Here is a 25,241-nt window from a genome sequence, read left to right on the forward strand (position 1 = left end):
GCGGGACGAGCGTACCCAGCATTTTCGCGCCAGTCCAGAACTGGAGATTTTCATGCGCGCGGTCGGCTATCAGCTTTCCCTTCCCATCGACGATGCCTCGGCCCTGAGCGATATCGAGCTGCCCCGTCCCGTCGCCACCGGCCGCGATCTGCTGGTCGAGGTGCGTGCGGTCTCGGTCAATCCCGTTGACACCAAGGTGCGCCGCCGCGCCGCGGCCGAGGCCGGGGGGTGGAAGGTGCTCGGCTGGGATGCCGCGGGCATCGTGGTGGAAGCCGGGCCGGAGGCGACCCTCTTCAAGCCGGGCGACGCGGTCTTCTACGCCGGCGCTCTGGGCCGGCAGGGGACGAATGCCGAGTTCCACCTGGTGGATGAGCGGATCGTCGGCAAAAAGCCCGCCACGCTCAATTGGGCGGAGGCGGCAGCCCTGCCCCTGACGGCGCTCACCGCCTGGGAGACGCTGTTCGATCGCCTGCAGGTGACACAGCCTGTGGTGGGTGCCGCGCCGGCGATCCTGATCATCGGCGGAGCGGGCGGGGTCGGCTCCATCGCGGTGCAATTGGCGCGCAAGCTGACCTCGCTGACGGTGATCGCCACCGCCTCGCGCGCGGAAACGCAGCAATGGGTGCGCGATCTCGGCGCCCACCATGTGGTGGATCATTCCAAGCCGCTGGCGGAGCAGGTGAAGGCACTCGGTCTTGGCGAACCGGCCTTCGTCTTTTCCACCACCAACACCGATCAGCACCTGGGCGCGAGCGCTGAGCTGATCGCCCCCCAGGGCCGTTTCGCGCTGATCGACGATCCTGCCACGCTGGATATCAGCGCCTTCAAGCGCAAGAGCGTGTCGGTCCATTGGGAGCTCATGTTCACCCGCTCGATGTTCGAGACGGCGGACATGGAGGCGCAGCACGTCATCCTGGACGAGGTCAGCGGCCTGGTGGATTCTGGCGAGATCCGCACGACGCTTGCGGAAACCTATGGCCCGATCACCGCCGCCAACCTGCGGCGGGCCCACAGCCTGCTCGAAAGCGGCCGGGCGCGGGGCAAGATCGTGCTGGAGGGGTTCAGCCCCGCGTGACCGCTGCGCCGCGCGGGCGGCTCGGCTTGGGTCGCGCGCAGCGCACGCGCCCGGCTGCCGCGGCCTGAATGACGCCGCGGCATTTCATTCTGCGTCGCGCGGTTCAGGCCGCGTGACGATATCCCGCGTCGGCGTCTTCGGCCGGAGCGGTGGGGTTCAGCAGCTTCTCTTTGCACAATTCCACGATCTCGAGCACTTCCGTGCCCCAGGCGAAAGCGGATTGCTGAAGGAAGGCGGCTTCCTTGGTGAGCACCGAGGTCGCGGCGTCGGGCTTGGCCATCTCGCTCATCAACCGCATCTGCTCCTGCAGCTGGGCGGTGGCGAAGCGTTGCAGATGGGCGTTGATGGCGACCGGCAGCTCGATCCAATAGACGCGGGCCGCGGCCATCGGCCAGCCCATCGCCGGGGTCTTGCCAGGCCACATTTCGGCAAAGGCCTTGGTGAAGTCGGGAAAAGTCGAAGCGTCGCTCATGGGTCCGTCTCCGCACTGGAATTGAAGTTTAACATGCCACGCACGCAGACGGGCGCATTGGCCTGGATCAACGGATGTAAATATTTCGGGTGTCTTCTGCCTAAGTGAATGTCCCGAGCTGGCGCCCCTTTTATTCCTGCGGCATGAAGGGGATCCAGACCGGAACCGGCGACGGGCGACGCCCGAGGAGACTGCTTATGAGCCAACTGCCTCATTCCTTCCGCGAGATCCGTCTCGAACTGGCGCGCGAGAAGGACCACCCCGAGGGCGCCCGCAATTTCGGCTATTCCTTCGTCGCGCCGCTGGATGAGAACGGCCGCATCGACCCCGAGCTCTGGCACGCCAATCGCGCGGCGTGCCGGGTGGTGCGCTTCCGCCCGGGCGAGGCGGACGATATCGGCCATCTGGTGCGCCGGCCCGGCGGCAGCTGGGCGTTCCGCTACGACGTCAGCGGCGACGAGGACGATGAGTCCGGCTATCGCTTCGGCGATGAAGCCTTCGCACCGGGCGAATATGTCTCGATCCGCGAGGAAGACGAGATGCACACCTATCGCGTGGTGTCGGTCGAGCACGTGTGATCCGGCACGCCGCGCGCCGGCTGTGAAGGGCTCCCGCGATCACCGCTGCGACCGCGGGAGTTTCATTTAAGGCGCCTTTTTCAATAGCTCTTATATTCCGCCGTGCCCTTCGAGAGGGCGAACTCCTCCTCGGGCGAGAGCACCAGCTTGTGGCGCCCATAGGCGGCGAAATAGGCCATGCCCACCACGAACCAGATGCCGACGCCGATGACGCCCGCCCGGTAGACCGGGTCGGACAATTGGAAGAACACGGTGATCAGCGCGATCACGATCGTTGCCACCGCCCCCGGGATGCCGAAGGGGCTGCGATAGGGGCGGGCGATGTGGGGCATGTTCCGCCGCATGAGGATGAAGGAAATCCCCTGCATGATGTAGGAGAACATGGCGGCGAAGACGGCCATGTTCAGCAGCGTCCCGCCGATGGTGGCAGCCCCGCTCTCTGACCCCATCACGAACCAGATCACCAGCATGATGATGAGGGCGACGCCCGAGCCCGCCGCCATGGCCACGTGGGGCGTGCGGTATTTGCTGTGGGTCACCGACAGCCAGCGCGGGAAATAGCCGGCGCGCGACAGCGAATAGACCTGCCGGCCCTTGGCGAAGATGATGGTGTGGAAGCTCGCCACGAGGCCGATCACCGCGACCAGCGCGAGAACCTTGGCGAGGCCGTCGCCATAAATGGCGCGGAACCCGTCCAGGATCGGCTCGCCCGAAGTGGAGAGGCCAAAGGCGCCCTTGGCGACGCTGGGGTTGAGCCAGAGCACCAGGAAGGCGGACACGATCAGCGTGATCATGCCGGCGATGATGCCCTTGGGCATGTCCCGGGCGGGATCGACGGATTCCTCCGCCGCCAGCGGCAATTGCTCGATCGCGAGGAACAGCCACACGGCGAACGGCAGGGCCGTGAGCGCGCCGCCAATGCCAAACGGGAAATAGGGCCCGTTGCCGTCCGGCAGTTCCACCGCCGTGCCGTCCGGGCCGACGCCGATATTGAGCGCCCAGCGCTTGAACTCCATCACCGGCAGCGCGCTCACCCAGAAGGCGGCAAGGCAGGCGAGGGCGGCGAGCGTCACCACCAGCGTCACCTTGAACGAGAGCTCGACGCCGGCGACGTTGAAGCCGACGAAGATGATATAGCAAAAGATCCAGTAGACCGGCTGGAACGCGGTTGGCGTTCCGAAGATCGACGACAGATACGTGCCGATGAAGAACACCACCACCGCCGGCGTGATGATGTATTCGACATTCTCGCACAGGCCGGTCACGAAGCCGCCCCATGGCCCCATGGTCGCGCGGGCGAAGGAATAGGCCGCGCCCGTATGGGGCAGGGCCGGCGACATCTCGGCGATGGAGAAGGTCAGGCCAAGATACATGATGGCGATGACCGCAGAGGCCAGCATCATGCCGCCCCAGCCCGCCGTGGCGAACCCAAGATTCCAGCCGGAAAACTGTCCGGAGATCACGGCGCCGACGCCCAGCGCCCACAATGACCAAACCCGCGCGTGACGCTTGAGCGAACGCTGCTCGAAATACGTCACATCCACCGCAGTATAGCTTACGCCTGAGGACTTTTCCGGACTGCTCATAAGGTGATCCCTCCAGCCGCGCGCGGGCAAATGCCCCTGCGTTCCGTTTTTCTTGTGAAGCAAAGATCGTGCCTCTACGGAATCGCGTGCCGCTATCGGGGGAGGGCCGGCGCCGGGATGGCTCCCTCCAGCAGCGCATCGCTCTCGTCTTTCAGATCGACGCCGGTGATTTGCCGGCGCAGTGCCTCCTTCAGCAGCCACGCCAGCTTGAACGCGGCGGCCTCGTGGGAGAGCCCTTCGGCGCGCACGTTCGAGATGCAATTGCGCTCCGCATCCGTGCAGCCGGGACGGGGCGCGAAGGTGAGGTAAAGGCCGAGGCTGTCCGGCGAGGACAGGCCGGGCCGCTCGCCGATCATCACCAGCACCGCCCGCGCCTTGAGCGCCGCGCCGGCTTCATCCCCGAGCGCCACCCGCGCCTGGGATGCGATGCACACCGGCGACACCTGCCAATTCTCTTTCTCGATCCAGGGCTTGAGCGCCGCGAGAAAGGGCACGGCCTGCGCGTGCACGGCGGCGGAAGAGAGCCCGTCCGCCACCACCAGCGCGAGATCGACGGGGCCGTGGGCGGCCGCTTCGAGCGTGGCGCGGCTCGCCTCGGCGAGGCAGCGGCCGAGATCGGGCCGGCGCAGATAGACGTCGCGGGCCGGGGCGGCGCTGGCGATCTGCACAGTCTCGAAGCCGAGCGCGCGCACCTGCGCGTCCATGGCGGCGGCATCGAACGGCGTGTGGACCGCATCGCGCGCCTGGGCATGGGCGAGGGCGAAGCGTAGCACCTCCTGCGTCGGCAGGCTTGCGCCAGTGCGGCCGAGCGCGATGCGGGCCGGCGTATGGCGGGCGAAGGCGAGCCAGGGATCGCGTTCGATCATGCCGCCCGCTCCGCCACGAAGCCGAGCAGCGGATGACCGCCATCGGCGGGCAGCAGCCGCCCGTCCGTCCCTGTGATGTGCAGGGACTGGAGCCACGCCTCGAATTCCGGCGCCCGCTTCAGCCCGAACACTTCGCGCACATAAAGGGCATCGTGGAACGAGGTCGACTGATAATTGAGCATCACGTCGTCGGCGCCGGGAATACCCATGATGTAAGTGACACCCGCCGCCGCCAGCAGGGTGAGCAAGGTATCCATGTCGTCCTGGTCGGCTTCCGCGTGGTTGGTGTAGCAGACGTCCACGCCCAGCGGCACGCCGAGCAGCTTGCCGCAGAAATGGTCTTCCAGGCCGGCGCGGATGATCTGCTTGCCGTCATACAGATATTCCGGGCCGATGAAGCCGACCACGGTGTTCACCAGCAGCGGCTCGAACGCGCGGGCGACCGCATAGGCCCGCGCCTCGCAGGTCTGCTGGTCCACGCCATGGTGCGCATTGGCGGAGAGCGCCGCGCCCTGGCCGGTTTCGAAATACATTGCATTGGTGCCGAGCGTGCCGCGCTTCAGCGCGCGGGCGGCGTCATAGCCTTCGCGCAGCACCGCGAGATCTATGCCGAACGAGCGGTTGGCGGCCTGCGTCCCGGCGATGGACTGGAACACCAGATCCACCGGCGCCCCCCGGTTCATCAGCTCGATGGAGGTGGTGACATGGGTCAGCACGCAGCTCTGGGTGGGGATGTCGAAGCGCGTGATGACGGCATCCACCAGCTTCAGCAGCCGGTCGAGCACCGGCAGGCTGTCGGAGGCGGGGTTGATGCCGATCACCGCATCGCCGCAGCCATAGAGCAGGCCGTCGAGGATGGCAGCGGAAACCCCGGCGGCATCGTCGGTGGGATGGTTGGGCTGCAGGCGCACGGCCATGGTGCCGGGCAGGCCGATGGTGTTGCGGAAGCGCGTGACCACCCGGCATTTCTTCGCCACCAGGATCAGATCCTGATTGCGCATGATTTTGGAGACCGCCGCCACCATTTCCGGCGTCAGGCCATGGGCCAGGCGGGCGAGGGCATCCGGCGTCGCTTGATCGGAGAGCAGGTAATCGCGGAAATCGCCCACGGTGAGGCTCGCGATGGGGGCGAAGGCGGAATGATCGTGCCCGTCGAGAATGAGGCGCGTCACCTCGTCCTGCTCATAGGGGATCAGCGCCGTGGAGAGGAAGGTCTTCAGCGGCACCTCGGCGAGGCACATCTTGGCGGCGACATTCTCCTCCGCGCTGGTGGCGGCGATGCCGGCAAGCATGTCGCCGGAGCGCGGCGGCGTCGCCTTGGCCATCAGCTCCTTGAGGTCGGCGAACACATAGCTGCGTGGACCGATGCGGTGGATGAAGGGCATTCACAAGGCTCCCGCACGCTGAACGTGCCGATTATGAAGCAATATTTATGCCTTGAAAGAAATCCCTTTCGCCTGTCGCCAGACGCGCGGCCTCAGTCCAGCTCGAAGCTCACCCCCTGGGCAAGCGGCAGGCGGGTGCCGTAATTGATGGTGTTGGTGGCCCGGCGCATATAGGCCTTCCAGCTGTCCGATCCGGCCTCGCGCCCGCCGCCGGTCTCTTTCTCCCCGCCGAACGCCCCGCCGATCTCGGCACCCGAAGGGCCGATATTGACGTTGGCGATGCCGCAGTCCGAGCCGGCAGCGGAGAGGAAGCGCTCGGCCTCGCGCAGATCGGTGGTGAAGATGGAGGAGGCAAGGCCCTGCGGCACGTCGTTCTGAAGAGCGATGGCCTCGTCCAGGGTCCGGTAGCGCAGCACATAGAGGATCGGCGCGAAGGTTTCAGCGCGCACGATGGCGCTCTGGGTGGGCATCTCGGCCAAGGCGGGGCGGACATAGGCGCCGCCCGCAAGGCCAGTCGGCCGCACGCTCTCCCCGCCGGTCACCCTGCCGCCTTCGGCACGGGCCGCCGCGAGTGCGCGCGCCATGGCCTGCCCCGCCGGCGCGTCGATCAGCGGGCCGACGAGCGTTGCCGGATCGCGCGGATCGCCCACGCGCACCGAGCCATAGGCCGGCTTAAGGCGCGCGAGCAGCGCGTCATAAACGCTGTCGTGCACGATCAGCCGCCGCAGGCTCGTGCAGCGCTGGCCGGCGGTGCCCATGGCGGCAAACGCCACCGCGCGCACCGTCAGGTCGAGGTCGGCGGAAGGGCAGACGATGGCGGCATTGTTGCCGCCCAGCTCCAGGATGGCCTTGGCGAACCGCGCGGCAAGGCGCGGCGCCACGGCGCGGCCCATGGCGGTGGAGCCGGTGGCGGAGACCACGGGCACGCGCGGGTCGTCAACCAGCGCTTCGCCCATCTCGCGCCCGCCGATCAGCAAAGTGGAGAGGCCGGCCGGCGCTTCCCCGAAGCGCTCCGCCGCGCGCTGGAAAATCGCCTGGACCGCGAGCGCGGTCAGCGGCGTCTTTTCCGACGGCTTCCACACCACGGCGTTGCCGCACACCAGCGCCAGCGCCGCGTTCCAGGACCAGACAGCAACCGGAAAATTGAACGCCGAGATCACGCCGACCACGCCCGCCGGATGCCAGGTTTCCATCATGCGATGGTCGGGGCGCTCGGTGGTGATGGTCAGCCCGTGCAATTGGCGCGACAGGCCGGTGGCGAAGTCGCAGATGTCGATCATCTCCTGCACTTCGCCCAGCCCTTCGGAGAGAATCTTGCCCGCCTCCAGCGTCACCAGCCGGCCGAGATCCGCCTTGGCGGCGCGCAATTCTTCGCCCAGCAGGCGCACCAGCTCGCCCCGGCGGGGCGCGGGCACGGCGCGCCAGGCGAGAAAAGCTTCGTGCGCGGCGCCGATCGCCGCCGCCGCGTCGGGCGTTTCATTCAGGGTGGCGACCTGTTCGCCGGTGATCGGCGAATGCGCCCGCAGCGTGCCGCCGGCGCGCGCTGCGGGCGAAACGCCCAGGCGATCGAGCAAGGTGGCGATTTCGGCGGCGGGGGAGGGGGCGGAGGTCACTTCCATGAGACAGCTCCCGAATGAGACAGGCGGCGAACGGGTACGCGAAGAGCGATGGCCCGCGCGCTACCAGCGCGGGTCCGGCGGCTGCCCGCCTTCGATCTCGGCGAGGCGGCGCAGCGTGCTGGCGGTGACATCCTCCGGCAAAGCGTCGCGCGGGAAAAAGCGCACCTCGCGAATTTCCAGATTGGGGCCGGGCAATGCCTCGAAGGAAAAGCGCGGCACGAGATAGCAGGCCACATGATCGCGCCCGCCGACGCGGGGATTGAAGAACAGGCCATGAAGCACCAATGGACCTTCGGCGGTGACCGCCGCTTCTTCCATCAGTTCGCGCCGGGCCGCATCTTCCGTGGTTTCGCCCACATCCACGCCGCCGCCGGGAAAATGCCAGCCGGGCGTATAGGAATGGCGCACCAGCAGCACGCCGCGCGCCTCGTCCATGACGATGGTGCGCACACCGAGGGTGAGGCCGTGGCGCACGCGCCGGATGAGCGGAAGCAGAGGCAGCATGGCCGCCTTATAGCGCGTCCGCGCACGCCTGACAGCGGGGGCTGGCACACAACATCTGCCCGGGCTCGGCGGCCGCCCCATGCATTCCGCGCGCCGCAATTGCGGCTGGCCCGTGAAAAAGCTATGGGACCAAACGCCTTGCATCGCTTCGTGACGGTTCGATGCGAATTTTTGAGTTTTCCTTGCCGCTGGGGCGCGAAGCGGTGATACTGTCAGACGGCCTGGGGTGCCGCGCGTCACGCGCGGCTGAGATCATACCCATCGAACCTGTCTGGGTCATTCCAGCGTAGGGAGGAGCCGATGAGCACCCGCTTATCGTCCCAGAATAGTATGTCTTCGCAAGTTCAGCCGGCCCGCAGCGACGCTGTGGGGATGCGCGTCGCCGTCATCGGCGCGGGCGTCATCGGGCTCGCCATCGGCTGGCGTCTCGCCCAGGCGGGCTGCAAGGTCGAGCTGTTCGACGCCGGCCGTGCCGGCTCCGGCGCCAGCCATGCCGCCGCCGGCATGCTCGCCGCCTGCGCGGAAGCCGAGCCGGGAGAGGAAGGGCTGCTCGCCCTCAACCGCGCCAGCCAGACGATGTGGCCCGCCTTCGCGGCGGATCTGGAAGCCGCCAGCGGCATGGATGTGGGCCTGCGCGAGGAGGGCACGCTGGTCGTCGCGCTGACCGCCGACGATGCCGCCAAGCTGCGCCACCAGCACGCCTTTCAAAAGAGCCTCGGCCTGCCGGTGGAATGGCTGACCGCCGCCGAGGCGCGCCGCAAGGAACCCCATCTCGCCACCAAACTGGCCGGCGCGCTGTGGTGCCCGCAGGATCATCAGGCCGACAACCGGCAAACCGCGGCGGCGCTGAAGGTGGCGGCGCTGAAGGCCGGCGCGGTGCTGCACGAACAGGCCAAGGTGGAACGGGTGGAAACCCGCGACGGCAAGGCGCGCGGCGTCGTGGTCGATGGCGTCCTGCATCCCGCCGATACCGTGATTCTTGCAGCGGGCGCCTGGTCGCGTGGGGTCACCATCGCCCCGGCGGCGCCGCTCCCGGTGCGTCCCATCAAGGGGCAGATGCTGGCCCTGCGCATGGACCCCGCTGCGCCCTTGCTGACCCATGTGCTGTGGGGGCCGGGCACTTATATGGTGCCGCGCAAGGACGGGCGCCTCATCATCGGCGCGACGGTGGAGGAGAAGGGCTTCGACACCGATATCACCGCCGGTGGCCAGCTGGCGCTGCTCACCCACGCGTGGCGCTGCGTGCCGACCATCGAGGAACTGACCATCATCGAGCAATGGGTGGGCTTCCGCCCTGGCAGCCGTGACGATGCGCCGATCCTGGGCGTGAGCGAGGTGGAAGGCTTGATCCATGCCACTGGCCATCACCGAAACGGCATCCTGCTGCTGCCGGTGACCACCTCCACCATCTGCGCCCTAGTGCTGGAGGGCCGGACCGATCCGCTGATCGCGCCGTTCGGGGCGGAGCGGTTCGCGGCGCGCGTGGCGGCGGAGTGAGGATGATGGAAACCGAAACCCTGCTCGATCTCCAGGTGAATGGCGCGCGCGAAACCCTCGCGGTTGCCACCATCGCCGATCTTCTGGATCAGAAGGGCGTGGATGCGGCCCGCAAGGGCATTGCCGTGGCGCTGAACGGCGCCGTCCTGCCGCGCGCCCGCTGGGCCGAGCACAAGCTCGTCTCGGGCGACGCAGTGGAAATCATCCAGGCCAAGCAAGGCGGCTGAGCCGCCTGCAAACAAAGGCCAGCAGGGCGGCTGAGCCGCCCGCGAGACACCGGCTAGCGCCCGCCGCATCGCGCGGGCAAAGAGAATGACCATGAATGCTTCCCTGAACTCCGCCGCCGCCCCAAATGCCGACCCGCTGGTGATCGCCGGGCGCAGCTTCAATTCGCGCCTGTTCCTGGGCACGGCGGGCTATCCGAACCAGAAGGTGTTCCTCGATGCGCTCGCCGCCTCGGGCGCGGAGATGGCCACCGCCTCGATCCGCCGGATCAGCCTTGCGAGCTATGAGGAGAGCCTGACCGACCTGCTCTCCGGCCGCGTGCACATCCTGCCAAACACGGCCGGCTGTCAGACCGCGAAGGATGCGGTGCTCACCGCCGAGCTGGCGCGCGAGGCGCTGGAGACCAATTGGGTGAAGCTGGAAGTGATCGGCGATCGCGAACTGCTCTATCCGAACGTGGAGGAACTGCTGAAGGCCACCGAGGATCTGGTCAATCGCGGCTTCGTCGTGCTGCCCTATTGCAACGATGATCCCGTCACCTGCCAGAAGCTGGCGGACCTCGGCGCCGCCACCGTGATGCCGCTCGGCTCCATGATCGGCACCGGGCTCGGCATTGCCAACCCGCACATGATCGAGCTGATCTGCGCCCGCTCCCCGGTTCCGGTGGTGCTGGACGCCGGCATCGGCACGGCTTCCGATGCGGCGCTCGCCATGGAGCTCGGATGCGCGGCGGTGCTGCTCAATACGGCGGTCTCCAAGGCGCACGATCCGGTGCGCATGGCCGCCGCATTCCGCCATGCGGTGGATGGCGGACGGCTCGCCCGGCTGTCGGGGCGTATCCCCAAGAAGCTGCATGCGGAAGCTTCCAGCCCGGAATTCGGCCTCGTCGGCACCTGAGGGCCTGGGCTAGGCTGCGGCGGGGAGAATCCATGCTGCCGCAGCCGCCCATCCTGCTGATCACCGACCGCACGCAGGCGCGTGCCCCGCTGCCCGAGGTGGTGGCGGCGGCGCTGGAAGGCGGCTGCCGCTGGATCAGCGTGCGCGAGAAGGACTTGCCGCAGGCCGAGCAGATCGCGCTCGCCCGCACCCTGCTGACGCTCGCCTTTCCCTTCGGCGGGCGCGTGACGCTGCATGGGGCGTTCGACCTTGCGGTGGAAGCAGGGGTGGACGGTGTCCATCTGCCGGCGGGCTCGGATGTCGGCCAAGCGCGATCGCGCCTGGGGCCCGGCGCGCTCATCGGCCTGTCCACCCATACGCTGGCCGAGGTGGCGGGAGCCGATGCGCGGTGTCTTACGTATCTCATCGCCAGCCCCGCCTTCGAGACGCGCTCGAAGCCCGGATACGGGCCGGCGCTGGGTGAAGCGGGCCTGCGGGCGCGGGTTGCCGCGACATCGGTTCCGGTCCTTGCCCTCGGCGGGATCGAACCGGACACGGTCGGCCCGTGCCAGGCGGCGGGCGTGGCGGGCATCGCCGTCATGGGCGCCATAATGCGCGCCGCCGATCCGGCGGAAGAGATGCGCGCCTTGTGCCGCGCCTGGGGCAAAACGCCCTGAGATAAGAAGCGTGGGATTGGTTGCCCCGCCAGACCTATCGCGCGGACACGGGGGCGGGCGCCGGCACCCGGCCGGTGCGATAGGCCGCCTGGTCGATGCCGTGGCGGCGCAGCTTGTCGTAGAAGGTCTTGCGGGGAATGCCGAGCGCCTTCACCGCCGCCTGCACGTCGCCACAGTATTCCGCCAGCGCCGCGCGGATTTCGCCGGCCTCGAACGCCTCCATGCGCTCGGGCAGGGGTGCCCGGTCTCCCGAGCCGGCCGGCGGTGCTGGATTGGCGACCAGGCCCAGGGCCACGCGCTCGGCATAATGCACCAGCTCGCGCACGTTGCCCGGCCAGTCGTGGGTATCGAGATGGCGCCGCACGCTTTCGCCGATCTGCACCGGCTCGCGCTGGAAGCGGGCGCAGGCGAGCGCGAGGAAATGGCCGAACAACAGCGCCACGTCCGCACGCCGCTCCCGCAGCGGCGGAATGTGCAGGGTCGCCACGTGCAGGCGATAATATAAATCTTCCCGGAACGTACCCTGCCGCACCAGGGCCTGGAGATTGACCTTGGCCGCGGCGACCACGCGGATGTCCACGCGGCGCACCTCATTGGTGCCGAGCGGAGTGATCTCGCGCGCCTCCAGCACGCGCAGCAGCTTCACCTGGAGCGCCGGCGACATGGCCTCGATCTCGTCCAGGAACAGCGTGCCGCCGTGGGCATGCTCGATGCGTCCCACACGCTTCTTCAGGGCGCCGGTGAAGGCGCCGGCCTCGTGGCCGAAAAGTTCGCTCTCGATCACGCTTTCCGGCAGCGCGCCACAATTCACCGCCACGAATGGGCGGGCGGCGCGCCGGCTGAGGCGATGCAGGGCATTGGCCACCACCTCCTTGCCGCTGCCGGTCTCGCCTTCCACCAACACGTCCACATCGGCGTCGGCGAGCTGGCGCAGGGTCTGGCGCAGGCGCGCCATTTCGGCGGTCTCGCCCAGCAAGGGCAGGTCCTCGCTCGCCGCTTCCGCGCGCCGCCGCAGCTCGCGGTTCTCCAACACCAGGCGACGCTTCTCGCGCGCGTGCCGCACCGCGCCGAGCAAGCGCTCGCCGGCATAGGGCTTGGCGAGAAAATCATAGGCGCCCTCGCGCATGGCATCCACCGCCATGGCGATGTCGCCGTGGCCGGTAATCAGGATCACCGGCAGGTCCGGGTCGATCTTGCGCAGGCGGCGGAAGAGTTCCAGGCCATCCATGCCCGGCATGCGCACGTCGCTGACCACCACGCCGGGAAAGCCGGCGTCGATGGCTTCGAGCGCCGCCGCGCCGGAGGCGAAGGGCGCGACCGAGAGGCCGGCCAGCATCAGCGCCTGGACGTTGGCAGCGCGCAGGATGTCGTCGTCGTCGATGAAGGCCACATCCATCAGGGCGCCCTTGGCAAGGTGAGGGTGAAGACCGCGCCGTGACGGTTTTCGACGGCAAGGGTGCCGCCGAATTCGGCGACGATGTCGTGCGAGATCACAAGGCCGAGCCCGAGGCCCTGCGCCTTGGTGGTGGTGAAGGGCATGAACAGGGCTTCCATCACGTGCGGCGGTAGGCCGGGGCCATTGTCCGCGACCTCCACGCGCACCTGGTCGGCGGCGGCCTCGGCCTGGATGCGGATCGTCCCGCCGGCCCGCCCGTCCAGGGCTTCGAGCGCATTTTGCAGCAGATTGACGAACACCTGCTCCAGGCGCACCCGCTCGGCGCTTACGCACAGATCGTCGTCCGCGATCGCGATCTCGATGCCCACCGCCTGTTGGGTCAGGCGATGCCCCACCAGCAGCAGCGCCCCGTCGACGGCGGCGCGCAGCGGCACGCTCTCCAGCCGGCCCTCCGCCTTGCGGGCGAAGGCGCGCAACTCGCCGGTGATGGCGCCGATGCGGTCGGTGAGGGCGGCGATGGTGGCGAGATTGGCACGCGCCGCCTGGGTATCGCCGCGATCGAGGAAAAGTTCGGAATTTTCCGCAAACGTGCGGATCGCGGCCACCGGCTGGTTCACCTCATGGGCCACCGAGGCCGCGATCTGGCCGAGCACGGCAAGCTTGCTGGCCTGGACAAGGTCGTCCTTCAGCCCGTCGAGCGCGTTCTGGGTGCGCCGGCGCTCCTCCATCTCGTCATGGAGGCGGATGTTGGCGTGGCTCAATTCCGCGGTGCGTTCGGCCACCCGCTCCTCCAGCTGGCGCCGTGCCGCCGCCTGCCGGGCCGCATCCTCCAGGCGCCGTGCGCGGCGGGAGAGGGCGAGCGCGCCGAGGCCGAGGCCGAGCAATGCCACGAGCACCGCCAGCACGCGCGCGGCGCCTGTGGCAAGGCTCATGGCGGCATCGGCGGGCGCGAGCACGTTCAGCGTCCAGCCGGTGGTCGGCACCGGGGCGGAGGCCTCCACGAACAGGCGCGGCTTGCGCTGGCCGGGAAGGGCGGCGCGCACCAGCCCCGCCATGGCGGGATCGCGAACGATGGGCAGAAGGTCGAGCGTCGCATCGCCGAACTGGAGGCTCGCCCGCAATTCCTCCCGCCGCTCCGGCGCGATGGGCGCGATCGCCCGGAAGCGCCAGGCCGGGACGCTGGAGATGAGGACGATCGCCCGGTCGTCGGTAACGAAGGTCGGCTCCGCGAACTGGCGCCACTGGTCCTCGATCGCCTCGAACTCGGCCTTGACCACCAGCACGCCGAGCGGACCGGAGGGTCCGTCGATGCGTCGGGTGAGATAAAAGCCGGGTTGCCGGCTCACGGTGCCGAAGGCGAAATGTTCGGCGCTGCCATCTGCCATCGCCGTGCGGAAATAGGGCCGAAACGCATAATTTGAGCCCACGAAACTCGCCGAAGTTCCCGCATTGCTCGCGGCAATGGTCAGGCCGGTGACGTCGAGCAGATAGATCGCGCCGGTCCGCGTGCCGGCCGCCAGCCCCGCAAATTTGACGTCGAGCGCGGCAAGGCGAGTGGTGTCAGGGTGTTCCAGCGTCGCCCGAACGTCGGGATCCTGGGAGAGCACAACCGGCAGGGTGCGTTGCTTCTCGATCTCGCTCCGGATCACCGCAACCCGCAATAGCGCAGCCGCATCCGCATCGGTCTGCAATTGGGAGAGCGCCCAATGGGCCCCCACATAGGCCGCCAGGCGATCCACGGCGATGAGGACGAGGAGCACCAGCGCGGCCCCGCAGAGCCGCCGCACGGTGCGTTCCCTGGTTGCCGTCCGTCCCGTCGCGCGCCACGCGAACGCCGCCATGTCGTCTCCATTTGTGCGGATTTCCGCACGTTCAGAAAAGGCATTGTGCATCAATCCGCACTCGGCGTCGAGCCCGGCTGAGGGCAAAGGACTCAAAGACCTTTCGTTTCAATATGTTGCGGGAGTCCCTCGTGGCGGCTGGGGCTGGCATGCGTCTTGCGCGGGGCTCTTCACGGCGTGGATGCGCGCCGGGCCCCTGACACCACCATCAAGGTTCCAGAACGCCGCCCGCGGAAAGAGGCGCCGATGGTCAATGCGAGAGGAAACCACATGAAACCCGCCACCGTCCCCGCCACGCCGGCTCCGGCCGCGCATCGCAAATTCTATCGCCACCTCTATTTCCAGGTGCTGCTGGCGATCGCCGCCGGCATCCTGCTCGGACATTTCTATCCGAGCCTCGCCACCGACCTGAAGCCGCTGGGCGATGCCTTCATCAAGCTGGTGAAGATGATCATCGCGCCGGTGATCTTCCTCACCGTCGTCACCGGCATTGCCGGCATGCGCGATCTCGGCAAGGTGGGCCGGGTGGCCGGCAAGGCGATGATCTATTTCCTCACCTTCTCCACCCTGGCGCTGGTCATCGGCCTGATCGTGGGCAATGTGGTTCAGCCGGGCGCCGGACTGCATATTGATCCCGCGAGCCTCGATCCCAAGGCGGTCGCGAACTACACCAGCAAGGCCCACGACCAGACCATCGTCGGCTTCCTGATGGCCATCATTCCGAACACGCCGATCAGCGCGCTGGCCTCGGGCGACATTCTCCAGGTGCTGTTCTTCGCGGTCCTGTTCGGCATCGCCCTCGCCGCCATCGGCGATCGCGGCGAGCCGGTGATGAACGTGCTGAACTCGCTCTCGCAGGCCATGTTCCGCCTGGTGGCGATCCTGATGAAGACCGCGCCCATCGGCGCGTTTGGCGCCATGGCCTTCACCATCGGCAAGTATGGCATCGGCTCGGTGGCGAACCTCGCCATGTTGGTCGGCACTTTCTACCTGACCTCCTTCCTGTTCGTGTTCATCGTGCTGGGTGCGGTGGCGCGCTACAACGGCTTCTCCATTCTCGCGCTGCTGCGCTACATTAAGGAAGAATTGCTGCTGGTGCTCGGCACGTCTTCTTCCGAGGCGGCGCTTCCCAGCCTGATGGAGAAGATGGAGCGCGCCGGCTGTGCCAAGTCGGTGGTGGGGCTGGTGATCCCCACCGGCTATTCGTTCAACCTCGACGGCACCAACATCTATATGACGCTGGCGGCGCTGTTCATCGCCCAGGCTACGGGCATCGACCTCAGCCTGACCGACCAGGTGATCCTGCTGCTGGTGGCGATGCTCAGCTCGAAGGGCGCGGCCGGCATTACAGGGGCGGGCTTCATCACTCTTGCGGCGACGCTCTCGGTGGTGCCGGCGGTGCCGGTGGCCGGCATGGCGCTCATTCTCGGTATCGACCGCTTCATGTCGGAATGCCGCGCCATCACCAACTTCATCGGCAATGCAGTGGCAACCATCGTGGTTGCGCGCTGGGAAGGCGAACTGAACGCGGACCAGCTCGCCCGTGCGCTGGCCGGACAGGTCGACCCCGATACGTTGCTCGATCGCCCTGTGGTGCTTGAAGGAGAGGCCGCGACGATCCGCACCGCGGCCTGAAGGCGGATGGCCGGAGGCCTGCATCCAGCCACACCAACGCAATCGCGAGAGAAAGCCCCTGCGGCGCCGGCCGCAGGGGGAGAGGGTTCAGGTGCAGCCGACGAAGGCGGCCCGGCTCGGGGCCGTCGTCGCAATATCGCTCAGAAGAGGGCAGCGGCGCTCTTGAGCGTGAGCCAGATGCCCCAGATCATCGGGATGCCGACGGCTGCCCAGGCCAGGGCCGCCTTGCCGTCCAGGCCGCCTTTGCCGATGCCGAACGAACCGCTCGGCCCGGCATCCTTGGAAACCGCCTTCGCCTGGAGCGCGGCGACCTCGGCGTCGCTCATGAACCAGCGTTCGGGCAGCGGGCGCACCAGCATGTTGGCGATCAGGCCCAGGACCAGCATTCCCGCCAGGATATACATGGTAAAATCGTAGACCTGATCGCGCGGAATGCCGGCATTGATCTGGAATTCGCGGATATAGTTCACAACAACCGGGCCGATGATGCCGGCCGTGGCCCAGGCGGTGAGCAGGCGACCGTGGATCGCCCCCACGAACTGGGTGCCGAACACATCCGCGAGATAGGCCGGCACGGTGGCGAAGCCGCCGCCATACATGGATACGATCACGCACAGGATCGCCACGAACAGCGCCTGACTTCCCATGTGCGCGGCCGACGGCGCGAGCGCGTAGAGGGCAATGCCGAGGATGAAGAAGGTGTAATAAGTGTTCTTGCGCCCGATCTTGTCCGACATCGAGGCCCAGAAGAACCGGCCGCCGATATTGAACAGCGACAGCAGGCCGGCGAAGCCCGCGGCAATGGCCGCGATGGCGGCTTTCTGCCCGGAATCGAGCTGCGTGAAGGACAATTCCGGATGGCCAACCAGACGGCCGCCGAAGATTTCCTGAAGCATGGGCGAGGCCATGCCGATGACACCGATACCCGCCGAGACGTTGAGGCAGAGCACCGCCCAGATCAGCCAGAATTGCGGCGTCTTGTGCGCGTCGCGCAGATGGACGTTGCGATGGGTGATCATGGAAGACTTGGCGGCCGGTGCGGTCCAGCCCTCGGGGCGCCATCCCGCCGGCGGAATGCGATAGCCGAAGGCCCCGGCCATCATGAATACGAAATAGATGCCGGCCATCACCAGGAAGGTTTGCCACACGCCCACGGAGGTGGAGGTCTTGAAGGCATTCATCAGCATGTTGGCGAGCGGGGCGCCGATCATCGCGCCGCCGCCGAACCCCATGATGGCCATGCCGGTGGCCATGCCGCGCCGGTCCGGAAACCATTTGATCAGCGTCGACACCGGCGAAATATAGCCGAGCCCGAGGCCGATGCCGCCGATCACACCTGCGCCGATCCACATTAGCCACAATTGGTGCATCAGGACACCGAGTGCTGCCAGCGCGATGCCGCCGCACCAGCAACAGGCGGAGACGACGCCCGCCTTGCGCGGGCCGGCGCGCTCCAGCCAGCCGCCCCACAGGGCGGCCGAGGAGCCCAGCAGGACGAAGAACAGCGTGTACATCCATCCAAGGTCGGCAACGCGCCAATCGCATGTGGTGGTGAACAGCGCGCTGGCTAGGCTCATGTTCGGACAGGCGACCGGCTGGTTGACGCCAATGGCGCGCGACAGCGGAAGCCAGAACACGCTGAAACCGTACGCCATGCCGATGCACAGATGGATCGCCAGCGCCGCCGGGGGCACCAGCCAGCGATTGAAGCCGGGCCGGGCGACGATCCGCTCGCGGTCCAGAATGCCGATCCCACCGGCGGGACCGTCGAATGTATTCACGCTTGCTGTCATGAGTCTTCCCCAGTGCTTTTGTTGCTTCGAGAGCTGCGAAAGGGCTGCACGGGGGACAGGCGCACGCATCGCGACCGATGGCGGGTCACGTTGAGAATAATTGCTGCACTGCCGTAAGAATGCGAGCCCTAAGGGTCTGCGTTTCCTCGTCCTTCACCTGTTTTTCTTTTGGGAAGGAAAGGTCGCAATTCGCATGCCACATGGATGGCTGAGGTATTTCAACGTTATTTCAGTCAAGACACTTGTTGCTTGAGGACAAAAAGTCCCCGCGTCAGACAAAATGTCTCTTGCAGTGCATCAATCTGCTTGCGGGAGAAACACGGAGAAGGTCGTTCCCGCGCCCGGCGTGCTCTCGACATGGATGGTTCCGTCTTGGCGTGCCACCAGCTTCTGCGTGATGGACAGGCCAAGCCCGGTGCCGGTGCTGCGCTTGGTGGTGAAAAAGGGATCGAAGATCTTCTCCATCACCTCCGCGGCCATGCCCACACCGGTGTCGGCCACCTCGATGACAATGCCGGGCCGGCCCTCCCGCGCGCCGTCGCGGCACCGCAGGGTCAGGGTCCCGCCATCGGGCATGGCGTGTATGGCATTGACGATGAGGTTGACGAGCACCTGCTGAAGTTCGGTGCGGTTCATCAGCACGTGGCGCGTCGCCTGGTCCTCCCGCACGATGGCGATGCCGCTGCGGTTCACCAGATGCTGAACCAGGGGAAGGCAGTCTGTGATGATGTCCGCTGGCGCATTACGCTCGATGAAGCCGGCGTATTCCTCGGGCTTTGCAAACTGCAGCAGCTTGTTGACGATCTGGCTGATGCGGTCGATCTGCTCGTCGATCAAGCGGAACTCGGTGCGGCCGGAATCCGCCTGCCGGCCGAGCACGTCGCGCAGAACATCGAGATTGCCCTGGATGACCGCGATGGGATTGTTGATCTCATGGGCGACGCCGGCGGTGATCTCGCCGATGGCCGCGAGCTTCTCCGACATGATGAGCTGCTTGGTCGTCGCTTCGATCTGCCGGTTGGCGAGCTGGAGCTCGCGCGTGCGTTCGTCCACCCGCCGGTTGAGGTCGTCATTCCATTGCACCAGCTCGCGTTCGCGCGCGGCGAGCTGGTCCAGCAGATGGTCGAGGTGCATGGCGACGCGGCCGATTTCGTCGTCCGCGCGTACCAGGCCGGTGCGGGCGTCCCGATCGCCGGCCTCAACCGACACGATGGTGTCGTTGACCTTCTCCAGCGGCTTGAAAATGCCCCGCGCCCACCGCAGGAAAATGGGCACGCTCGCGGCCGAGACGGTCACGAAGGCGAGGATGACCGCCAGGAGGGTGGTATATTTCGCATCGCTGAACGGCTGCTCCAGGAATCCGACATAGAGCATGCCCACCCGCTTGTCGTAGCTGTCGACTATGGGCTCATAGGCGGACATGTACCAGTCGTTCACCACGAAGGCGCTGCCGAGCCAGATCTGGCCCTTCCCCAGCACCGCCTCGCGCACCGCGCTGGAAACGCGCGTGCCCAGCGCCCGACGGCCCTCGAACAGGCGGACATTGGTGCTGATCCGCACATCATCCAGAAACAAAGTCGCCGTGCCCCGGCTGCCCTCCGGCAGGCTGGCGGTCTGGTAGACGAGATCGTTGATCGTATCGATGAACACGAGATTGCGGTTGAGCAGGATCCCGCCCACGAGCACGCCCCTGCGTCCGCCGGGCAGTTGAACGCCGGCGGCGGAATGGACCACCATGCCCCGCGTCTCCTCGCGCCGATCGCTCGCCACGGCGTTCGTGGTCGGCACGAGCTCCAGCAGCGCCCGTTCGGCAAGGGCGGGTGAAATGGCGGCAAGCTCGGCATTGGAGAAGACGTCTATCGCGGCCCGCCGATCGCCGCGCAGGCCCGCGTCGATCACCGGCCAGTCCTCGCGCACTTCGGCCGTGGCGAACCGGGGAGAGGAGGCGAGGATCGCGCGGTTAGCGTCGAGCACATAAAGGAAGTCGAGCCCAAGGGCCCTGCGCCGCGTCTCAAGCAGTTCGGAAAGGCCGGTGTCCCCGCTCCCGCCGGCCACGTCTCGGAACAGCGCCGAGAGGCCCAGGGCCTCGATCTGGTCGCCGTTATATTCGAGCATGCGCGCCAGATATTGGTGCGCGATCGTCAGATCGCCATCGACCTTCGACACCAGCAACGCGTCGAACTTGGCATTCCAGCGCACCATGGTGACGCCGAGCAGAAGGGGGACCACAACCAGGGTCGGCAGAAGCGCGATGGCGAGGAGCCGGAAGCGGACCGAGCGTTCCGGGCGCCGGGCGGCCGCCCGGTCAGGAGTCGCGGACATTCCACTGCGCGCATTTGCGGTCGATCGTCTTGCGCGAGACACCGAGGCGGCGCGCGGTCTCGGCGCGATCATGGCCGGTCGCTTCGAGCACCGAGAGTATGTGGCGCTTTTCCAGCTCTTCCAGACTATGTCCGAGCGCGGCTGGCGCGCTCGCGCGCTGGCCGGGAAAATCATCCGGGAACCGCCCGAGGATCAGGGTGCGCTCGATCAGGTTGCGAAGCTCGCGGATGTTGCCGGGCCAGGGATAGCGGCCGAGGGCGGCGCGGGCCGCCCCATCCAGCATCACCGGCGGCACGCCCAGTTGCCGCGACAGCGTGCGCATGAACAGGTCGGCAAGTTCCTGCGCGTCCGCGCCGCGATCACGCAGGGGGGGAAGATGGAGCTGCAGCACATTGATGCGGTAAAACAGGTCGGCCCTGAAGCGCCCCTGTTGGACCTCCTTCTCCAGCTCCCGGTTGGTGGCAAAGACGAAGCGCAGATCCACCGGAACCTCGCGCTCGGCGCCCACCGGGCGCACCCGGCGATCCTCGATGACGCGCAGCAGCTTGCTCTGCATTGCCGGCGACAGCTCGCCGATCTCGTCGAGGAAAAGCGTCCCACCGTGGGCATGGATGAACAGCCCGTCGCGCGCCGAAACCGCGCCGGAAAACGCGCCCTTCAGATGTCCGAACAGCTCGCTCTCGATCATATCCTGCGGAATGGCGGCGCAATTCACCGGCACGAAAGGCTTGTCTGCCCGATCTGACAGGATATGCAGCGAGCGCGCCGCCACTTCCTTTCCGGTCCCGGATTCGCCGGTGAGAAGCACGGATGTGGGCAGCGGCGCGACCCGCGAAATGGTTTCGCGCACCTTCTGGATCACCGGGGAGGTGCCGATCAGCTTGTCGCGCAGAATGCCCCGGTCTGCACTCGAGCGCAGCTCGTGCTGAAGCACGAAATTCTCGCGTTGAAGGCGGATCCGTTCGAGGCAACGCGCGACGGCATTGATGATCTGGTTCGAGCGGAACGGCTTGAGCACAAAATCCGCCGCCCCCGCCCGAAGCGCCTGGATCGCCGTCTCGAGATCGGCATAGGCGGTGATGAGAATGGCATCGGCGAACAGGCCCACGGTGCGCTGCTCGGCCAGCCATTCCAGGCCGGTCTTTCCCGGCATGATATTGTCGATGATGATGACGTCGAAATGCTGGACGTCGAGCTTGCGGGACGCCTCCGCGGTATCCGCCGCCTCGTCCACCTGCTTGCAGCGCGGCCGCAGGGTGCGCACCAGAAAATTCCGGATGCCTGGCTCATCGTCGACGACGAGGATGGAAGCCTGGGCCAGCCACGGACCAAATTCGGCGTCCGCGGCGGCCGTCCGCGACCGCGGCCCCGATTGTAGCTTTTCCGCGCCCGAATATTCTTCCGTCATGGGTTTACTATGGGCGAGCACGCCCGCCAATGCAAAGACCACGCCGCCGCTGCGGGGAGCGGAACGCGACCGCCGGTTCACCCTCCAGCGCGATGAGCATGGGCAATGCCCCGGCCGCCGCCGGGCTTCGGCGGCGGTCGGGGATTTCAAGGCGGATCAGGCCAGGTCGAAGCGGTCGAGGTTCATCACCTTGGTCCAGGCGGCGACGAAGTCCTTCACGAACTTCTCGCCCGCATCGGCGCTGGCATAAACCTCGGCCAAAGCGCGCAGGACGGAGTTCGAGCCGAACACGAGGTCGACCCGGGTGCCGGTCCACTTGACCTCTCCGGTCTTGCGGTCGCGACCCTCGAACAGGCTCTTGCGGTCGCCGACCGCCGTCCACTGCGTGCCCATGTCGAGCAGGTTGACGAAGAAGTCGGTCGTCAGCGCGCCCGGCCGGTCGGTGAGGATGCCGTGGCGGGTGCCGTCCACGTTGATGTTGATCGCCCGCAGTCCGCCGATCAGCACGGTCAGCTCCGGCGCGGTCAGCGTCAGCAACTGCGCCCGATCGATCAGCACCGCCTCGGCCGGAACCCCGAGCCGCGGGTTCTGGTAGTTGCGGAAGCCGTCGGCCGCCGGCTCCATCACCTCGAAGGCGTCGACGTCGGTCTGGGCCTGCGTGGCGTCGGTGCGGCCCGGCGCAAACGGCAGCGTGACGGCATGGCCCGCCGCCTTCGCCGCCTGCTCGACGCCGGCATTGCCGGCGATGACGATCAGGTCGGCGAGCGAGACCTTCTTGCCGCCGGCCGCGTCGCGGTTGAACGCGAACTGGAGGTCTTCCAGCGCGCGCAGCACCTTGGCCAGTTGCTGCGGCTGGTTGACGGCCCAATCCTTCTGCGGGCTGAGGCGCACCCGCGCGCCATTGGCGCCGCCGCGTTTGTCGCCGCCGCGGAAGGTGGAGGCGGAGGCCCAGGCGGTGGCCACCAGCTCAGAGACCGAGAGGCCGGTCTCCAGCACCTTCGCCTTGAGGGTGGCGACGTCCGCGTCGTCGATCAAGGGATGATCCACGGCCGGCACGTTGTCCTGCCAGATCAGCTCTTCCTTCGGCACTTCCGGGCCGAGGTAGCGCGAGCGCGGGCCGAGGTCGCGGTGGGTCAGCTTGAACCAGGCGCGGGCGAAGGCCTCGGCGAAAGCTTGCGGGTTGCCCAGGAAGCGGCGCGAGATCTTCTCGTAGACCGGGTCAAAGCGCAGCGCCAAGTCGGTCGTCAGCATGGTGGGGCGGTGCTTCTTGCCCGGCACATGGGCGTCGGGGATGACGTCGCCGGCGTCCTTGGCCACCCACTGGTGTGCGCCGGCCGGGGACTTCTCCAGCTCCCACTCGAACTTGAACAGGTTCTCGAAGAAGAAGTTGCTCCATTGCGCCGGGGTCTGCGTCCAGGTGACCTCAAGGCCGCTGGTGATGGTGTCGCCGCCCTTGCCGGTGCCGAAGGTGCTGCGCCAGCCGAGGCCCTGCGCCTCCAACTCGTCGCCTTCCGGGGCGGGGCCGACATTGTCGGCCGGACCGGCGCCGTGGGTTTTGCCGAAGGTGTGGCCGCCGGCGATCAAAGCGACGGTCTCCTCGTCATTCATCGCCATGCGCGCAAAAGTGTCGCGGACGTCGAAGGCGGCGAGCAACGGGTCCGGATTGCCGTCAGGGCCTTCCGGATTGACGTAGATGAGGCCCATCTGCACGGCGGCGAGCGGGTTCTCCAGGTTGCGCGAATGCACCTTGCCGTCGGCATCATCGTCGGTCACGAGCACGCCCTCGTCGGAAGGCTTCGTCACGCCCTCGGAGCCGTGGGCATAGCGCAGGTCACCGCCCAGCCAGGTGGTCTCGCGGCCCCAGTAGACGTCCTGGTCGGGCTCCCAGGTATCGGTGCGGCCGCCGGCGAAGCCGAAGGTGCGAAAGCCCATGGTCTCCAGCGCCACGTTGCCGGTGAGGATCAAGAGGTCGGCCCAGGAGATCTTCTGGCCGTACTTCTTCTTGATCGGCCACAGCAGGCGGCGGGCCTTGTCGAGGCTGACGTTATCCGGCCAGCTGTTGAGCGGGGCGAAGCGCTGCTGGCCGCGGCCGCCGCCACCGCGCCCGTCGGCGAGGCGATAGGTGCCCGCGCTGTGCCAGGCCATGCGGATGAACAGCGGGCCGTAATGGCCGAAGTCGGCCGGCCACCACTCCTGCGAATCGGTCATCAAATGCCGCAGGTCGGTCTTCAGCGCCTCATAATCGAGGGTCTTGAACTCTTCGCGATAATTGAAGGCCGGATCCAGGGGATCCGACTTGGCGGAGTGCTGGCTCAGCAGATCCACCCGCAGCTGGTTCGGCCACCAGTCGCGATTCTGGGTCCCACCGGCTCCATGGGCGACCGGGCATTTGCCCGTGTTCTCCTCAGTCGTCGCGTTCATGCTTTCCTCCGATCCACGCTGCGGGCCAAGCGAGACAATCGAACAGCCCGAGCTTCACAGGCACGGCTCTTACCAAATCTCTCTCATTAGATTAATTCCGATTTACTGATCACTCTGATAAGTTCGCCTTATGAAAAATCTGACATTCAAGCAGCTGCGCTATTTCGAGGCGTTGGCCAGGCATGGCCACTTTCGCCGCGCGGCCGAGGCCTGTGGCATCTCCCAGCCGGCTTTGTCGATGCAGATCAAGGAATTGGAACGCGAAGTCGGCACCGAGCTGTTCGAACGCGGCGCCCGCCAGGTCCGTCTGACCAGTTTTGGCGAGGCGTTCGCCCCCCGCATCCGCGACATTTTGCGCTCCATCGACGAACTGGGGGATCTGGCCCGTGCCTCGCGCGATCGTCTGATGGGGCGGCTGCGGATCGGTGTCATCCCGACGGTCGCGCCTTATCTGCTTCCGACCCTCCTCGGCCGGCTGAGCCGACAGCACGAAGGTCTCGACATTCACGTGCGCGAGACGCAGACGCCGAGGCTTCTCCAGGAGTTGGAAGACGGCCGGCTCGACACGGCGATCGTCGCCTTGCCGGTCTCCGAGCCGGCGCTGGTGGAAGTCCCCCTGTTCACCGAGAATTTCGTCCTGGTCCGGCCCGGCGCGGATGAGGGAAAGCCGGTGCCCGCTCCCGATGCGCTGCGCGAGATGCGCTTGCTCCTGCTGGAGGAAGGGCACTGCTTTCGCGATCAGGCGCTGTCGTTCTGCAATGTCGACATAAGGGCGACGCCGCGCGATTTCCTGGAGGCCAGTTCCCTATCCACTTTGGTCCAGATGGTGGACGCCGGCATCGGCATCACGCTGATCCCGGAAATGGCCGTGGGGGTGGAGACGCGCTCGGTATCGGTGTGCGTGGCCCGCTTCGCAAATCCCGAGCCTTCGCGGACCATCGGCATGGTCTGGCGCAAAACCAGCCCGCTCACGAAGCAGCTTGTGCAGATTTCCGAAGTGGTCCGCAGCTCCACCGATTTCATGCGTGAGCAGCGGGGCACTGGCGAGGCCGATTAGCGCATCCG

Annotated in this window: 20 protein-coding genes and 1 riboswitch; of the genes, 8 read left to right on the forward strand and 12 right to left on the reverse strand. The window is 67.0% G+C overall.

Translation table 11 applies throughout. The annotated features are described in order from the left end of the window. The first annotated feature begins 52 nt into the window (after nt 1-52). Nucleotides 53-1,075, forward strand: coding sequence for a zinc-binding alcohol dehydrogenase family protein (locus V5F78_RS03795; RefSeq protein ID WP_394066419.1), 1,023 nt, complete (start codon nt 53-55; stop codon nt 1,073-1,075). Between the two features lie 103 nt (nt 1,076-1,178). Here V5F78_RS03795 and V5F78_RS03800 read toward each other — a convergent pair whose 3' ends face one another. Then, entirely contained in the window at nt 1,179-1,547 is a 369-nt protein-coding gene (locus V5F78_RS03800; RefSeq protein WP_394066417.1) for a hypothetical protein, read from the reverse strand. A gap of 197 nt (nt 1,548-1,744) precedes the next feature. On the opposite strand from V5F78_RS03800, the gene V5F78_RS03805 reads away from it, so the two are divergent. Further along, a complete protein-coding gene (locus V5F78_RS03805) occupies nt 1,745-2,125 on the forward strand; it encodes a hypothetical protein (RefSeq protein ID WP_394066415.1) in 381 nt (126 codons plus the stop codon). 80 nt (nt 2,126-2,205) lie between these two features. Here V5F78_RS03805 and V5F78_RS03810 read toward each other — a convergent pair whose 3' ends face one another. The 5 genes from V5F78_RS03810 to V5F78_RS03830 form a co-directional block, all read right to left on the reverse strand. Continuing rightward, on the reverse strand, nt 2,206-3,711 hold the full coding sequence (locus V5F78_RS03810; protein WP_394066413.1) for an amino acid permease: 1,506 nt from the start codon (nt 3,709-3,711) through the stop codon (nt 2,206-2,208). Nucleotides 3,712-3,803: 92 nt separating this feature from the next. Continuing rightward, nucleotides 3,804-4,577: an ethanolamine ammonia-lyase subunit EutC gene (gene eutC, locus V5F78_RS03815; RefSeq protein WP_394066411.1), complete on the reverse strand. Its 774-nt coding sequence runs from the start codon at nt 4,575-4,577 to the stop codon at nt 3,804-3,806. Continuing rightward, nucleotides 4,574-5,962, reverse strand: a complete 1,389-nt coding sequence (locus V5F78_RS03820) for an ethanolamine ammonia-lyase subunit EutB (protein ID WP_394066409.1) — start codon at nt 5,960-5,962, stop codon at nt 4,574-4,576. The genes eutC and V5F78_RS03820 overlap by 4 nt, the downstream gene beginning before the upstream one ends. 92 nt (nt 5,963-6,054) lie before the next feature. Next, complete coding sequence (gene amaB, locus V5F78_RS03825; RefSeq protein ID WP_394066407.1) at nt 6,055-7,581, reverse strand: L-piperidine-6-carboxylate dehydrogenase; 1,527 nt, start codon at nt 7,579-7,581, stop codon at nt 6,055-6,057. A gap of 60 nt (nt 7,582-7,641) precedes the next feature. Beyond that, nucleotides 7,642-8,085 (reverse strand): NUDIX domain-containing protein, encoded by a 444-nt coding sequence (locus V5F78_RS03830; protein WP_394066405.1) that lies wholly within the window; start codon nt 8,083-8,085, stop codon nt 7,642-7,644. 212 nt (nt 8,086-8,297) lie between these two features. Next, a riboswitch (TPP riboswitch) is annotated at nt 8,298-8,397 on the forward strand. Between the two features lie 18 nt (nt 8,398-8,415). Between V5F78_RS03830 and thiO the strand changes: the two genes are divergently transcribed. From thiO to V5F78_RS03850, 4 genes are all read left to right on the forward strand, one after another. Next, a complete protein-coding gene (gene thiO, locus V5F78_RS03835) occupies nt 8,416-9,582 on the forward strand; it encodes a glycine oxidase ThiO (protein ID WP_394066404.1) in 1,167 nt (388 codons plus the stop codon). A gap of 2 nt (nt 9,583-9,584) precedes the next feature. Then, nucleotides 9,585-9,809 carry a sulfur carrier protein ThiS gene (gene thiS, locus V5F78_RS03840; protein WP_394066403.1) on the forward strand — a complete coding sequence of 75 codons (225 nt, stop codon included), beginning with the start codon at nt 9,585-9,587 and terminating at the stop codon, nt 9,807-9,809. A 91-nt stretch (nt 9,810-9,900) separates the two neighbouring features. After that, nucleotides 9,901-10,704 (forward strand): thiazole synthase, encoded by an 804-nt coding sequence (locus V5F78_RS03845; RefSeq protein ID WP_394066401.1) that lies wholly within the window; start codon nt 9,901-9,903, stop codon nt 10,702-10,704. Nucleotides 10,705-10,736: 32 nt separating this feature from the next. Continuing rightward, complete coding sequence (locus tag V5F78_RS03850; RefSeq protein WP_394066399.1) at nt 10,737-11,360, forward strand: thiamine phosphate synthase; 624 nt, start codon at nt 10,737-10,739, stop codon at nt 11,358-11,360. Nucleotides 11,361-11,394: 34 nt separating this feature from the next. On the opposite strand, the gene V5F78_RS03855 is transcribed toward V5F78_RS03850, so the two are convergent. Together V5F78_RS03855 and V5F78_RS03860 are read right to left on the reverse strand one after the other, a co-directional pair. Then, a complete protein-coding gene (locus tag V5F78_RS03855; protein ID WP_394066397.1) occupies nt 11,395-12,756 on the reverse strand; it encodes a sigma-54-dependent transcriptional regulator in 1,362 nt (453 codons plus the stop codon). Then, nucleotides 12,756-14,597, reverse strand: coding sequence for a sensor histidine kinase (locus V5F78_RS03860; protein ID WP_394066395.1), 1,842 nt, complete (start codon nt 14,595-14,597; stop codon nt 12,756-12,758). Before V5F78_RS03860 ends, V5F78_RS03855 begins: the two co-directional genes overlap by 1 nt. Before the next feature lie 270 nt (nt 14,598-14,867). Between V5F78_RS03860 and V5F78_RS03865 the strand changes: the two genes are divergently transcribed. Then, the gene (locus V5F78_RS03865; RefSeq protein ID WP_394066393.1) at nt 14,868-16,232 is read left to right on the forward strand and encodes a dicarboxylate/amino acid:cation symporter; all 1,365 of its coding nucleotides are present in this window, start codon (nt 14,868-14,870) and stop codon (nt 16,230-16,232) included. Nucleotides 16,233-16,372: 140 nt separating this feature from the next. Here V5F78_RS03865 and V5F78_RS03870 read toward each other — a convergent pair whose 3' ends face one another. The 4 genes from V5F78_RS03870 to katG all read right to left on the reverse strand — a co-directional run bounded on the left by V5F78_RS03870 (nt 16,373) and on the right by katG (nt 24,176). Next, the gene (locus tag V5F78_RS03870; RefSeq protein WP_394066392.1) at nt 16,373-18,025 is read right to left on the reverse strand and encodes an OFA family MFS transporter; all 1,653 of its coding nucleotides are present in this window, start codon (nt 18,023-18,025) and stop codon (nt 16,373-16,375) included. A 297-nt stretch (nt 18,026-18,322) separates the two neighbouring features. Next, nucleotides 18,323-20,347, reverse strand: a complete 2,025-nt coding sequence (locus V5F78_RS03875) for a sensor histidine kinase (RefSeq protein ID WP_394066390.1) — start codon at nt 20,345-20,347, stop codon at nt 18,323-18,325. Continuing rightward, entirely contained in the window at nt 20,331-21,755 is a 1,425-nt protein-coding gene (locus tag V5F78_RS03880; RefSeq protein ID WP_394066388.1) for a sigma-54-dependent transcriptional regulator, read from the reverse strand. Before V5F78_RS03880 ends, V5F78_RS03875 begins: the two co-directional genes overlap by 17 nt. 156 nt (nt 21,756-21,911) lie before the next feature. Beyond that, nucleotides 21,912-24,176 carry a catalase/peroxidase HPI gene (gene katG / locus V5F78_RS03885; protein WP_394066386.1) on the reverse strand — a complete coding sequence of 755 codons (2,265 nt, stop codon included), beginning with the start codon at nt 24,174-24,176 and terminating at the stop codon, nt 21,912-21,914. A gap of 130 nt (nt 24,177-24,306) precedes the next feature. On the opposite strand from katG, the gene V5F78_RS03890 reads away from it, so the two are divergent. Next, nucleotides 24,307-25,233 carry a LysR substrate-binding domain-containing protein gene (locus V5F78_RS03890; protein WP_394066384.1) on the forward strand — a complete coding sequence of 309 codons (927 nt, stop codon included), beginning with the start codon at nt 24,307-24,309 and terminating at the stop codon, nt 25,231-25,233. The last annotated feature ends 8 nt before the right edge of the window (nt 25,234-25,241 follow it).

The sequence above is a fragment of the Roseixanthobacter glucoisosaccharinicivorans genome (assembly GCF_043195095.2).
Lineage (GTDB): Bacteria > Pseudomonadota > Alphaproteobacteria > Rhizobiales > Xanthobacteraceae > NCEH01.